This window comes from Bartonella sp. SL317 (genome assembly GCF_059687655.1).
The window spans coordinates 130,483-143,564 of record NZ_CM185144.1 but is presented as its reverse complement, the minus strand read 5'-3'; the positions used below and the strand labels follow the sequence as shown (position 1 = coordinate 143,564).

8 protein-coding genes and 1 other RNA gene are annotated in these 13,082 nt (G+C 36.6%); all 9 read left to right on the top strand.

Going from position 1 to position 13,082, the window contains the following annotated elements:
- Positions 1–575: 575 nt before the first annotated feature.
- The 9 genes from AC6ER9_RS00615 to AC6ER9_RS00575 all read left to right on the top strand — a co-directional run bounded on the left by AC6ER9_RS00615 (position 576) and on the right by AC6ER9_RS00575 (position 13,070).
- On the top strand, positions 576–1,514 hold the full coding sequence (locus AC6ER9_RS00615; RefSeq protein ID WP_497074553.1) for a methyltransferase domain-containing protein: 939 nt from the start codon (positions 576–578) through the stop codon (positions 1,512–1,514).
- A 2,467-nt stretch (positions 1,515–3,981) separates the two neighbouring features.
- Positions 3,982–4,365, top strand: coding sequence for a hypothetical protein (locus tag AC6ER9_RS00610; protein ID WP_497074552.1), 384 nt, complete (start codon positions 3,982–3,984; stop codon positions 4,363–4,365).
- Positions 4,366–5,786: 1,421 nt separating this feature from the next.
- On the top strand, positions 5,787–6,296 hold the full coding sequence (locus AC6ER9_RS00605; protein WP_497074551.1) for a lytic transglycosylase domain-containing protein: 510 nt from the start codon (positions 5,787–5,789) through the stop codon (positions 6,294–6,296).
- Between the two features lie 84 nt (positions 6,297–6,380).
- Positions 6,381–6,771, top strand: an RNA gene (gene rnpB, locus AC6ER9_RS00600) — RNase P RNA component class A.
- Positions 6,772–7,035: 264 nt separating this feature from the next.
- A complete protein-coding gene (rsmH, locus tag AC6ER9_RS00595; protein WP_497074550.1) occupies positions 7,036–8,034 on the top strand; it encodes a 16S rRNA (cytosine(1402)-N(4))-methyltransferase RsmH in 999 nt (332 codons plus the stop codon).
- Complete coding sequence (gene ftsL, locus AC6ER9_RS00590; RefSeq protein WP_497074549.1) at positions 8,031–8,438, top strand: cell division protein FtsL; 408 nt, start codon at positions 8,031–8,033, stop codon at positions 8,436–8,438. Before rsmH ends, ftsL begins: the two co-directional genes overlap by 4 nt.
- The gene (locus tag AC6ER9_RS00585; protein ID WP_497074548.1) at positions 8,435–10,177 is read left to right on the top strand and encodes a peptidoglycan D,D-transpeptidase FtsI family protein; all 1,743 of its coding nucleotides are present in this window, start codon (positions 8,435–8,437) and stop codon (positions 10,175–10,177) included. The genes ftsL and AC6ER9_RS00585 overlap by 4 nt, the downstream gene beginning before the upstream one ends.
- Before the next feature lie 23 nt (positions 10,178–10,200).
- Complete coding sequence (locus tag AC6ER9_RS00580) at positions 10,201–11,652, top strand: UDP-N-acetylmuramoyl-L-alanyl-D-glutamate--2,6-diaminopimelate ligase (RefSeq protein WP_497074547.1); 1,452 nt, start codon at positions 10,201–10,203, stop codon at positions 11,650–11,652.
- Positions 11,649–13,070 (top strand): UDP-N-acetylmuramoyl-tripeptide--D-alanyl-D-alanine ligase, encoded by a 1,422-nt coding sequence (locus AC6ER9_RS00575; RefSeq protein ID WP_497074546.1) that lies wholly within the window; start codon positions 11,649–11,651, stop codon positions 13,068–13,070. Before AC6ER9_RS00580 ends, AC6ER9_RS00575 begins: the two co-directional genes overlap by 4 nt.
- Positions 13,071–13,082 lie beyond the last annotated feature (12 nt).

Below are 13,082 nucleotides of genomic sequence, written 5' to 3'. Positions count from 1 at the left end.
AGACCAAAACTCTTTATGAGATTATGGGGTAAGTAAAGCTATTCATGATATATAATTGAGTTATTATATATAACTGATTATTGTTTGTAAAATTGCTATAAAGAGGGGAAGATTGAAAGTATATTATTATTTTGTAAATACGCTGTTCATTGAGTGTTATTGTTGTTATTTAATAAAGTTGTAGACCAGTATTATGCTATTTACTCGCTCCCCATGTTGTATCGCTCTTGTTTTGAGCAGGCGATAAGAAGAAAATTCATTTATTTTTATGATTTTTATCTTTACCTCTTGTTTATAGGTGCAAGAGAATGGCTGATATTGATTTTATCATGAATAGGTTTCAAATGAGAAAAACTGACAGTCTTGGGGGCATTTATTGTAAGGTGTTGAGTGATTAACTATCTTTATAAATCAATGTATTATATCTATTAGGGGTGTGAGATAAAAATTGTTTTTTTACCATAGTCTATTGTTATCATAGTATAACAGTGGGAATAAAATAGATGAGAATATGCGTTTATGCTTGACTTTTTTTCCTATAAGCAAATCTTTATAGAAATGTTGGAGGGGTAATTATGAAAAAAAGTACACGTTTAGATGCAGTGATTGTGCTCCTGAAAAAGGTCGCAGAAGTGAGCCATTTACGTATTCTTAACCTCTTGCATCATGAAGATTTAACAATCCCTGATTTTATTTTTATTCTCGATCAGTCACAAGCATGTATATCACGATATTTAGCTTTATTGTACGAAGCGCGATTGATTGAGCGTTATCAGAAGGAAGATTGTCTTTATTTCAAGCTTTGTCATGATTTTTGGGGGAAAGACATTATTATGAGCGTTCTTTCGGCTTTGCCAAAGCATGATGTTTTATTAGCGCACGATTTAGAACGTTTGAAGGACGTCAAAAAGCAGCGTCAAAAAATGAGAAAGAAGCATTTCTTACAAAACGCGTCGCGGTGGGATGTTTTACGGTCATCCTATAGGGCAGATCATGGTATGGAAAATGCTTTACTTAAAATCGTGGGTGATAAGCCGTTTCAGACGATGCTGAATATTGGAATGGGGGGAGATTCTGTCTTAAAATTATTTTCTGATCTTTATACGCATGCGGTTGAAGTTGTACTTGATCGTGATGTTTTGCATTTGCCTGTTGGAGAGACAACCTTTGATTTAGTTATTCTTTATGGGGCTTTACATTTTCTTGAAAATCCTGAAAAGGCTTTTCATAAGATATCAGGTGTTTTGCGTCCTCATGGTCGTTTATTGATTGTGGATTATGCTTATCATGACGTTGAGTCTTTACATTCTGATCAAGCGCCTATGCATCTTGGATTTTCGGCTTTACAAATAGAACAGTGGCTGAAAAATGCGGGACTTGTTTTAGAGCAAACAGTTCGTCTTACTCCTATACAAAATGAAAAAAGAGAAGAGGATATGGCAACGCTTTGGCTTGCTCGTGATCCGCGTTTATTGGTTGATGATATCAAAGATAAACAAATCAATTTTGCATAAAATATATTTGTTAACGTGCTTTATTCTCTGATTTTTCTTAAGGAGTAGCGTGGAGATAAAACTTTATTCAATCATTGAAGTGTTATTGTTTTTACATTTGATTATGTTTCTATATGAATGAGGGGATTTGAGTTCCATAGGGCTGTTTACCCTGTATAATGAAAGTACCTCTTATAGAGTAAAGGCTACGAAGATTGTCATTTAAGGTGCCTTAATATCATATTTTTTATTTAAAATCTTTTTTACAATCCAAAATTTTTTTTGTCTTTTACAAGAAGAGGTATTTGTCTAAATAACACCGTTTGCTAAGGGAAATATACTTCTCATATATTTTCTAATTATAAAAATAGCTACAATATAAATAATAATATTTCACCATATATTGTGGTGATGGTTCATACCGTCATAAATGTAAAAGATGGTGGTTCCCAATATTAAGTTATCTCTTTTATAAATGATACCAAAAGATGGATAAAATAGGTTTTAAAATAAAGGCATGGATGAGAAAAGCTTTAGAGTTTTTCGTGGAAAAAACATGGGACAATACCCTAAAAGATATGGATGTTTTTGAAAGCTGTAAAGCATCTTAAAGGGTGATGTGATTACAGAGATAAAAACGAGTTTTTATTTTTTCCTAATCGTTCAAAATTAATTTCCCTTCTAGATTCAGAGACTACTCAAACAGATATATGCAATATTTTTTCCATTTTATCTTAAAGTTTGAACTGCTCACAATTGTTTACAAGGAGGTATTTGCTTTAATCTTTGTCTCAGACAGGCTGTTATGTGCGGAATATATTAATTTACAAGCCATAGAAAAATAAAAGCTTAGCCGATAATATGATATCATTACTCATAAATTGATCATGGATCGGAGAGATGATATAGTGAATTTTATAAAACACTTTATCAAACAACAATTATAACGCATCTGGTTTTATTTTTTATCTCTTCTTACAAGCATTCATATATGCTTTGCATTATATTCACAAAAATCAGATTGGCGGTGATCTATGGGCAGTCCGTGGTTGAGAGAAAGAAAAGCATCCTATCGCACTAAAGCTTTGTATTTCTTTATCATAGAAAGTCTAGAGGGTTATTAAATAAGTCCATTTTTCTTGCAAAAAGTGAAGTTCTTTTTTTGCTTATGCGTGCATTTTACGGTGTAGCTGTGATATAGTTTAAAATTCGTAGAGCCGTATCGTTTTTAGTTTTTTTAATAAAAATTATAAGTTGGCATCATCATTTCATTTTCAGTTTTCAATATTATGTCGTTTTTGTTTTAAAATGCTTCATTGGAGTACTGTGTCTTTTTTTATCGTTTTCATTCATCTGTCCATCTTATTTATAATGTGTGATAAAATGGCTTTGATCAATTCAATAGAAGAATATTTAAAATAAGGGGCGCCTATAAGCTTAGGAATAGTCATTTGATATGTAAAGTAAGCTTATCATTTTGCAATGTATTTTAGGTGCTAAAGCTTAAAAGAAAATATCTGCACCCATTACTCGTATTATGATAATGCGATAGAGGGATGGTTATTGTAAGATAATTTATCATTATGGAGAATGATCATAGGGCATAATTCGAAATCAATATCTTTAAGGTTATCATTTTCTCGTAAGCTGCATAAATGCTTTATTGATGTTGCTGCATAAGGGATTTGAGAATATTGTTAAATGATTATTTTCAGAAACTTTTATGAATCTAAATAAGATTTTTCTCTATAATCTGTTGTTTTTATTTAAATAGTTTATGTTTCTTTTTGAACAGATGTTTCTGCCGTTATTGTATAAGGTTTAAAGACTAGGTTTCTCTTTTGTGGTGATCGCTGTTGAATAAGTGATTCTGCTGATTCTATTTTTTATAGGGTGAATATATACAAATTACTTGTTTTTTTAATGATGATCACCAGAGTTATGAAAGAAAACATTATAAAAATTATCATGGCTGGAGATTCTGATTGATGTGTATTGAAATAAAATTGCTTCAAATTGGGTCATTTTAATTTTTTTTTGCCTAAATTTAACCACTTTTAAGAAATTTATAATTATTTTATATTCTTTTGTGTAGGAGATGATAAGAATTTCTTGTTGTTTAAAGCATTTTATTCCATAGCAATAATATTGCATCGGCTATCTTAGTGGTTGATGTGAGAAGACGATCGGGGAACCTCCTCCCCCCCCCCCGCGTGGATCCCCTAGATTGTCTGGCCTGACTGAGGTTTTTCTCAGTCAGGTTTTTTTTTAATTGTTTTTAGGGGCTAATGAGTTGTTATTAAGAAAAATAAGGTGTAGAGCCTGTTATTGTGTGGCTTATGGTCCCTAAATATATAGGGTGATAATGGTTACTAGATGGTTATGAGCATATTTATTTTCAATGATAAGAATTTTTCTTTATTAAGGAAACGTTAAATGCTATAAAGAGAATCTCGTACTTGTGTTTTGTGTTCTTCAGGGTAAAAAAATGGGATTTTTCTCCAGTCGTATTGCTTTCATTTTGTTTATGTTTTTTGCTTTTGGTGCTAGCTTTTATTCTCTTCGGAGTGGTGTTGTTTATAGAATTTTTTCTGACCGCTCTTTTTCTAATTCTCAGCAGATTCAGATTGCTGTAACAGAAGATTTGTTTCTTGAGAGAGTGCTTACTTCTTTTCCAGATCTTATCGTACATCTTTCAGAGATGAGTCCTCGGCAACAAAATTTGTTTATTGAGCGGTTGCGTCGCGATGCGGTTTCATTTGCTTCTAAAAATGGACAGAGTCGTGAAAATGCTCACAAGTTTGGTAAAACTGTTGCTATGGCTCTTTCAAAAGCGGTTTCTCGTCCTTCCATTGTGAAGGCTTATTTTTAGTTATTTTTTTAATCGTGCTTTAAGGGGAGCAATTTTAAGGGAAAGGGCCTTTCGTGAAGTTTTGAAAAACACGAAGAAAATAATTAATTATTTAAGATAATGAGTGAATTTTATCTTTCCAAAACAGAAATTAATCAGAACGTAAGAATTAGAGTTGCGATCATGAAAAGAATGGTTACAAGTCCATCGAAAGCGCTTCAAATTAACGGTATTATCACTGGCTACCATGATAAAAGGAATAAAAATAGCTCAAATCAAGATAATATTTTCATAAAGGGTAAGGGTAATTGAGAGTGCTCATTTGTAGAGAAGAAAAAGCGTGAATTTCTGTAATAAAACATATTCAGTGTATTTTATATGCTAGTTATTTTTTGTTTTATAGGAAAGAGAGAAAACTCTCAAAAGATTTGAGTTTGGTTTTTCTTACGAATTTTAGAATATTTGTTCACTTGTATGATTTTTGAAGATGAGGTGCAAAGCTGATAAGATGCTAATTGGGATCAAAAAAAATATTTAAATGAGATGAGAGGTTTCTTTTCCTTCAAAAGGCTTTAGGGGATGGCATTTTCGAGAATTTAAAAAAGCAGACAAAAATAATCGTTAAGCTTTGTGGTAGAAACAAGAAGGATATGATTTTATAACGGTCATTGATCACTTTAACATGTGAAGTGAGAATCTCGAAGATTATGAAATTCTCTCGTTTTCAATCTGTTAAAGCAATCAAAATCAGTTTTGTGGCACAGCACGAGCCGAGGGCTTTGGGGGATAAAGCTCTTTTTAGAAAGAAGTAAAAAACTTTTTTGAGTCATTTCAAATACCCAAGGCTGTTGCAATATTTTGAATGAGTAAAAAATATAAGGGTTTTGTATATTTATTGATATTTTTATGCACAATGGTGGGGGGTGGTGGTATTGGTTTTACGATCGGCTTTGATCAATGGTTTATTGGTTGTAAAGAATGTTGGGGGCGTTTATTAGCGCGTGAGGAACATTGACAACGGTTTTTATTTTTTGTGAAACTTTTGTGATATCGAGGGTCTTCAGTAAAGATTGCCTTGTCTCTCATTGCTTTGTGGAATTGAATTCAATAAAGAATTCAATCATCGTTCGTAAAAAATATTATATCTCTTTAAATTAAATATAAAGATTTAATGATACACGCTCAATAAAAGAAATATATAGAGTATATCATTTTATTTAATATACTATAAGATTAGCTATAGTTTCTTTATTTTTTTTTAATTTATGATATAGAGCAATCTATAATTTGTGCATAAAGATATTTTCTTTTAATGCAGGGTTTTATCTTGAAATTGTCTTAGTATTTCCTTTTTCAAGCCGTTCTTTTGCTTTCTTTTTGTGTACAATACGCTTGCAAACTATTTGCAGATAGAATTTGAGAATTTTGTGAAGAGAAAGAAAATGCAATTTTTGAAAATCTTTTTAAATACAGCGTGTGCTGTATTTTTTATCTTTGATATAAACTGGACTCATAGTGCCTTAAATATTGTGGAATCAAAAGAAAATCCAGAAATTGTTGCTTCTAAGAAATCTGCTCGTCCTTATGAGTTTCTTATTAAGAAATTTGCAACTAAGCATAATGTTCCGGTTAATTTAGCACATGCTGTTGTAAAAGTTGAAAGTAATTATAAAGCTCGCATCAAAGGAGCAGCAGGCGAAATAGGTTTGATGCAAATAAAACCCTCTACGGCACGAGGCTTAGGCTTTAGTGGTTCTGTACAAGATTTGTACGATCCTGAAACCAATCTTGAATATGGTATGCGTTATTTGGCACGGGCCTATAAACTTAGTGGTGGAAGTACGTGTGGTACAATCCTTAAATATAATGCAGGTCATGCTGCAAAAAAAATGAATGCCATTTCGGCGAAATATTGCAAAAAAGTAAAAATGTATTTGGCTTCGTTAAAATAAAAACGTTTTTTTAAAAGAAATTGGCTATAAAATATTTTAAGATGCTATTTTCACGAAGCAAAAAGTGTTTTATAAGTTAATGTGTCAGTCGGCTGGGCAACCGCGCCTGTCCAATGCTGAAAAGCGGCAGGTGAGGAAAGTCCGGGCTCCATGGAAAGACGGTGCCGGGTAACACCCGGCGGGGGTGACCCTAGGGAAAGTGCCACAGAAAGTAAACCGCCTATTTTTATAGGTAAGGGTGAAAGGGTGGAGTAAGAGCCCACCGCGCATTCAGTAATGAATGTGGCAAGGTAAACCCCACCGGGAGCAAGACCAAATAGAAATGACGTGCAAGATTTAATTTGCAGCCGATTTCCGGGCGAGTCATTCGGGTAGGTTGCATGAGGCGGATGGTAACATCCGTCCTAGATGAATGGTTGCCATGTAAAGCATAAGCTTTACTATACAGAACCCGGCTTATAGGCCGACTGATATTTCATGGTGCTGCACGGTCTTTTATAAAATCAAAGAGATATGGGTTTTTATGGAGTTTGTTTTTTGAAATAGACACTTGAATAAAGAGCATTTTAAAAAATTATAACATTTTTTTAAGTATAATACGCTAGGATTTGTCTTGGAATAACGTTAGCTTTTTTCGTTCATAGTGATTAATATGAAAGTTAAGGTTTGGGTTATTCTGATATCGGTTGCTATGAGAGAGCTGTTGATTTGAAACAGCATAACTTCAAGACGGATTATTTTGACAAAACAGGATCAAAGAGCTGAACGCCATATTCCAGTGTTGTTGCAGCCAGTTTTGGCTGGGCTTATGCCATTGGGGGGAGCAAAAGTGATTGATGGCACCTTTGGTGCTGGTGGTTATACGCGCGCTTTGTTAAAGGCAGGGGCACAGGTGATTGCTCTTGATCGTGATCCTCATGCTATTGGTGCGGGGCAAGCGCTTGTTGATGAATTTTTTCCACGGCTTCGTTTGGTCCATATGGAATTTTCACAACTTGATCGTGTCGTTGAAGAGAAAGTTGATGCGGTTATTTTGGATATTGGTGTCTCTTCAATGCAGCTTGATGAAGCAGAAAGAGGCTTTTCCTTTCAAAAAGATGGTCCATTGGATATGCGAATGGCTCAGACGGGTTTTACAGCCAGCGATGTGGTAAATCATTTAAAGACGAGGGATTTAGCGCGGGTTTTTAAGATATTAGGAGAAGAGCGTTATGCAGGGCGAATTGCACGGATGATTGAAAAGCGTCGTGTTGTTCAGCCTTTCTTGCGGACAGGTGATTTGGCTTATGCTATCGAAGCCTTGGTAGGGCGTAAGCCAGGGGACCGTATTCATCCTGCAACACGTGTGTTTCAGGCTCTTCGTATCTATGTTAATGATGAAATTGGTGAATTAGCACGTGGTTTATTTGCTGCTGAACGCGTTTTAAAAGCAGGAGGCCGTTTAGGGGTTGTCAGTTTTCATTCTCTTGAAGATCGTATGGTCAAAAGATTTTTTTCAGCGCGTTCTGGAGAATGTGTGAGATCACGTTATTTGCCTGAAATAAAGCATTCTCCAGCAACATTTTTTCCTTTGTTTAAAGGGGGAATAACGGCAAATAAAGAGGAGTTACAGCAAAATCCTCGTTCACGTTCTGCAAGATTGCGTATGGGGGTACGAACTGACGCAGAGGCTCTTGGGGAAGATATGAAATTGTTTGGTTTAGCAGAAATTGCCGGTTTTGAAGGTGGCAAGAAATGACAGTTTTCCGTACATTTGATATGATTTTAGTGATGATTATGATTTGTATGGCAGGTTTTACTTATAAGGTAAAGTACGATGTTCAAAAACGAATGAGCGAGGTTCGTCATCTTGAACATGAAATTACTGCAGCAAAAAATACGCTGCGTTTGCTTCATGCAGAATGGGCGGTGATGATAAAGCCTTCACGCATGCAAAAACTTGCGAAACGTTATCAAAAAGAACTTGGGTTAGAGGTTATACAGCCACGTCAAATCGTGGAATTTAAGGATATTCCGGTACCGATACATGATCCAATTGAAAAAGTGATTAAACAAAATATCTTGGAAGATAATCCGGATATTTTGGTCAATAATCGGGCTTCTCAAGTCAAAGGTGTTGTTCAAAAAGGCGCACAGCGATGAAATTGACCTTTTTATTCTCACAGAAGAAAAAGCACTTAAAGAATTCGTTGAATAATCATAATGTTTCTATTCGTAGTTCTTCTTCTAGTCGTCCCCGTTTGCTTTTTTCATTGTTCTGTTTTTTAATTTTATATGGCATTATGGGAGTTTGCTTGATTTCTTACGGACTGGAAGGAGGACAGATCGAAGAAGCAAAAGGGCCAAGCGTTCCTCAATTGACGGCACGGCCTAATATTGTGGATCGGAAGGGTCGTTTATTGGCAACAGATATTAAAACTTATTCTCTTTTTGCTGAGCCACGACGTATTATTGATGTGGATGAAACAATTGAATTACTCTCCACAGTTTTATCTGATCTTAATTGGCAGGAAACCTATAAGCGCTTAAAAAGAAAAACGGCTTTTTCTTGGATACAGCGTGGGTTAACACCCATGCAGAAGGCGCAGATTATGGCTCTTGGTATTCCAGGTATTGGTTTTCGGACTGAAATTCGTCGTTTTTATCCGGATGGGCCTATAACTTCTCATATTCTCGGCATGGTCAATGTAGATAATCAGGGCATTGCAGGTATGGAAAAATATATTGATGATACGGGATTGAGCGCTTTGCGTGCTGCTGGTCTTGCCGTGGAAGAATCATTAAAACAAGTTCAGCTTTCTATTGATGTGCGTGTTCAGGCAATTGTTCATGATGAACTTATTCAAGCTATGAAGCGTTATAAGGCAATTGCTGCAGGCGCTGTTATTTTAAATATACATACAGGGGAAGTTTTGGCTTTGGCATCACTTCCAGATTTTGATCCTGAAAATCCTACTGAAGCATTAAAAAGTGATCGTTTAAATCGAATGACGGCTGGAGCTTTTGAAATGGGATCAATTATTAAAAGTTTTACGACCGCTATGGCTCTTGATTCCGGTCTTTTTCATTTAAACAGTATTATTGATGCTTCAAAACCCATAAAAGCAAGTAGTGGCTATACGATTCATGATTTTCATGGAAAAAGTCGTCCTTTAACATTATGGGAGGTTTTTATTTATTCTTCCAATATTGGTTCTGCTAAAGAGGCGTTAGCGATAGGGATTGATAAACATCGTAGTTTTTTAAAAAAACTGGGGCTTTTGGATCGTCTTACAACAGAGTTGCCTGAAATTGCCCATCCTATCGTCCCCCATCATTGGAAGGATATTAATTCTATGACAATTTCTTTTGGACATGGTATGGCAACAACACCCTTGCAAACAGCCGTTGGGGCTGCTGCTTTAATGAATGGAGGTTGGTTGATTGCACCGACATTTTTAAAACGGACAAAAGAACAAACTTTGCATCATGCCAAACAGGTTTTGCAGGCCAAAACAAGTCAAAATATGCGTTACCTTTATCAATTAAATAGTAATATTGGTTCTGGGCGTAATGCAAAAGTGGAAGGCTATCGGGTGGGCGGAAAAACAGGAACAGCTGAGAAAGTTGAAAATGGAAAATATTCTAAAACAAAAAATTTCAATAGTTTTCTAGCTGCTTTTCCGATTGATGATCCTGCTTATGTTGTTTTAACAATTATTGATGAACCTAAGCCAGAGGACGGAAAAAATTCCGCAACAGCAGGGATGAATGCTGCACCAATGCTTGCTAATATTATTCGTCGCTCAGCGAGTTTTCTTGGTGTAAAGCCCGATTTTAAAAAAGAATATGAGCCTCTTTTAAGTAAAGAGAGTCACTCAAATTTCGTTACACAACGGTAAAATGAAGATAAAGGTGTGTCGTTATGTTGTTTGGAACAGTTTTTACAGAATCTCTTGAAGATCAGAAGCTTTCTTCAATGAAAATAACAGGAATCAGTGCAGATTCTCGGCAAATCTTGCCGGGTTATGTTTTTGTCGCTATTCAAGGAAAACAAGGAGATGGAAGAAACTATATCCATGATGCAATAAAGCGTGGCGCATGCGCTATTGTTACTGATTGTCAGGCTGTTCTTGAGGATTTATCTATTCCTTTTTTACGTGTTGCTAATATTCGTCATAGTCTCGCGTTGGCAGCGGCACGTTTTTACGGTTCTCAGCCTGAAACGGTTGTTGCTGTAACAGGGACAAGTGGTAAAACATCTGTTGTCTCTTTTATTCGGCAAATTTGGACTCATGTTGGATTGTGTGCGGCGAGTATAGGAACAGTTGGTGTTGTTTCACCTCATCGGAATGATTATGGTTCTCTTACAACACCTGATCCGGTTGTCTTGCACCGTCTTCTTTGTGAAATTTCTCATGAAGGTGTGACTCATGCAGCTCTTGAGGCTTCTTCACATGGGCTTGATCAAGCACGTCTTGATGGCGTTCGTTTAACGGCTGGTGCTTTTACCAACTTAGGGCGAGATCACATGGATTATCACAGTTCTGTAGAGGATTATTTACGCGCTAAAATGAGGTTGTTTGATACACTGTTACCTGTCTCTGCTCCTGCTGTGATTTTTGCTGATGATGTCTATTCACAAAAGGTTATTGATGCAGTTAGAAAAGCGCGCCGCCATGTCTTGACAGTTGGTCGTAAGGGGCAATTTATCACAATTAATCGTGTTGAACATCAACGCACAAAACAGTGTATTGAGTGTCGTGTAGAAAATAAGATTTATACATTTGATTTACCTTTAGCTGGAGATTTTCAGGTGGCCAATGCTCTTGTGGCGGCAGGACTGGCCATTGTAACGGGTGTCTCTCCTGATAAGGTCTTTAGTGCGCTTGAAACTTTGCAGGGGGCCCCTGGTCGATTAGAATTTGTTGGAAAAGCAGAAAATAATGCGCCTGTTTATATTGATTATGCCCATAAACCAGAAGCTTTGGAGCAGGTTTTGCTTTCTGTTCGTCCCTTTACGCAAGGGCGTTTACTTGTTGTTTTTGGTTGTGGAGGGGATCGAGATCAAGGAAAAAGAGCTTTGATGGGAAAAATTGCAGCGGATAAAGCAGATATTGTTATTGTAACAGATGATAATCCGCGCACAGAAATGCCAGAAAAAATACGCAAGGATATTTTACAGGCGGTACCAACAGCCATAGAGATAGCAGATCGCGGTGAAGCTATTTCTTATGCGGTAGGGCTTTTGAAAACTGGTGATACACTCATCATTGCTGGAAAAGGTCATGAAGATGGCCAAATTATAGGGCAGACAACGTATCCTTTTTCAGATCGTCTGAAAGTGATAGAAGCTCTAGAGGGCCAAAAGAGATGACAGTTTTATGGAATAGACAAGCACTTGTGGCGGCCATTGATGGTATTGTAATAGGAAACCTGCCAGAAACTTTTCCTGGAGTTTCCATTGATAGCCGTACTCTTGCGGAAGGCGATATTTTTTTCTGCATTAAGGGGCATCATCTTGATGGTCATGATTTTGCTGCGCAAGCTTATGCAAGAGGTGCAGGCGTTCTTATCGTTGCGGAACATCGTTTGGCTGATATGGAAAAGATATCGGCTCCACTCATTGTTGTTCCTGATGTTTTGCAAGCCCTAGAAAAACTTGGGAAGGCTGCACGCAAACGTTCAAGAGCTAGAATTATAGCGATAACAGGATCGGTGGGAAAAACAACAACAAAAGAAGCTTTGAAACAAGTACTAACGACGGCTGGAAACGTTCATGCGAATCTTGCTTCTTTCAATAATTGCTGGGGGGTTCCGCTTACGTTAGCGCGGATGCCGATGGAGAGTGATTTTGGTATTTTTGAAATTGGCATGAATCATAAGGATGAAATTCGCCCGTTGGTCAAATTGGTTTGTCCACATGTTGTTCTCATTATGCATATTTGTGCAGGACATATGGGTTTTTTCAAAGATCTTGAAGAAATAGCAGAGGCAAAAGCTGAAATTTTTGAAGGATTGGATGAGGAAGGCATGGCCATTTTAAATGCGGATAGTGCTTTTTTTTCTTATCTTGTTCAAAAAGCAAAGAACTGCGGTGTGAAAAAGGTCTTAAGCTTTGGTGAGAGTGAAAATGCTGATTATCAGGCGCGGGATATACGTCTTTTAACTGATCGTTCTTCTATGATGGTGCACATTGGAGGAGAGGATAGGGAGGTCAAAATTGGTGCTCCTGGACGCCATATTGTGCAAAATAGTTTAGGGGTTATTGCGGCTTGTGATGCTATGGGGGTTGATTTAGAGCCTGTTTTGCTTTCTTTAAGCCATTTTTCTTCTCAAAAGGGGCGGGGCATTTGTTATCGGTTGTCTTTATCGAATGGGGGTGAATTTTATCTCATTGATGAAAGCTATAATGCTAATCCCGCCTCTATGCGGGCTGCTCTTGAGCTTCTCGCAAAAGGACCCGTTGGGGAAGGGGGACGGCGAATTGCTATTTTAGGAGATATGCTCGAGTTAGGGGCGTATAGTGAAAAACTTCATCGTGATTTAATAAAGCCCATACGTCTTTCTGGTGCTAATCCCGTTTTTTTATTTGGTGAGGCGATGAAGTCTTTAGTCAATGATTTATCGGCTGATGTTAAGGTTTATTATGCTGAAAATATTGAGAAAATTTTACCGCTTCTTTTGACAGAAATTTCTCCTGGGGATCTCTTGATGATTAAATCATCCAATAGTCTTTGTTCATCAAATATTGTGACGGCATTACTTGATCGCTATAAAGCGGTTTCTTCCTAGTTTTAAGAGGTT

Coding starts and splice junctions, on each gene's coding strand:
- AC6ER9_RS00610 (WP_497074552.1), top strand. CDS start 3,982: ATGGGATTTTTCTCCAGTCGTATTGCTTTCATTTTGTTTATGTTTTTT.
- AC6ER9_RS00615 (WP_497074553.1), top strand. CDS start 576: ATGAAAAAAAGTACACGTTTAGATGCAGTGATTGTGCTCCTGAAAAAG.
- AC6ER9_RS00605 (WP_497074551.1), top strand. CDS start 5,787: ATGCAATTTTTGAAAATCTTTTTAAATACAGCGTGTGCTGTATTTTTT.
- AC6ER9_RS00580 (WP_497074547.1), top strand. CDS start 10,201: ATGTTGTTTGGAACAGTTTTTACAGAATCTCTTGAAGATCAGAAGCTT.
- AC6ER9_RS00585 (WP_497074548.1), top strand. CDS start 8,435: ATGAAATTGACCTTTTTATTCTCACAGAAGAAAAAGCACTTAAAGAAT.
- ftsL (WP_497074549.1), top strand. CDS start 8,031: ATGACAGTTTTCCGTACATTTGATATGATTTTAGTGATGATTATGATT.
- AC6ER9_RS00575 (WP_497074546.1), top strand. CDS start 11,649: ATGACAGTTTTATGGAATAGACAAGCACTTGTGGCGGCCATTGATGGT.